The following is a 454-nucleotide window of genomic DNA, read 5'->3' as shown; positions in this document are numbered from 1 at the left end:
TAAGCCACCAAACGATCACCAGTCTTCGGATCCGACTTCGCAACCACCGCCGTCTGCGCGACCTCCGGCAACGCCAACAACGCCGCCTCGATCTCACCCAACTCGATACGGAAACCACGAATCTTCACCTGAAAATCCGTACGACCCCGATACTCGAGCTCACCGCGACCGTTCCAAGCGACCAGATCACCCGTGCGATACATCCGAGCACCCGACTCGAACGGATTCGCCACGAACCGATCCGCCGTCAAATCCACACGACCGAAATAACCACGCGCCAACTGCGCACCAGCCAAATACAACTCACCAGAAACACCCACCGGAACCGGACGCAAACGCCCATCCAGCACATACACCCGACTATTCCACTCCGGCGCACCAATAGGCACCGACGCCTCGTCGGCGAGCGTCACACGATGGCTGGTAATAGACACCGCCGCCTCGGTCGGCCCAT

1 protein-coding gene is annotated in these 454 nt (G+C 59.9%); it reads right to left on the bottom strand.

Annotated elements, in window-relative coordinates:
• Nucleotides 1-454: AMP-binding protein (locus ON29_RS34445; RefSeq protein ID WP_157172647.1), on the bottom strand; the 454-nt coding region annotated here is incomplete at both ends.

The organism is Nocardia exalbida NBRC 100660, assembly GCF_000308575.1.
In the GTDB taxonomy this organism is placed as follows: Bacteria; Actinomycetota; Actinomycetes; order Mycobacteriales; family Mycobacteriaceae; genus Nocardia; species Nocardia exalbida.
The sequence above is the reverse complement of the archived record's forward strand: the minus strand, read 5'-3'. Positions and strand labels throughout refer to the sequence as shown.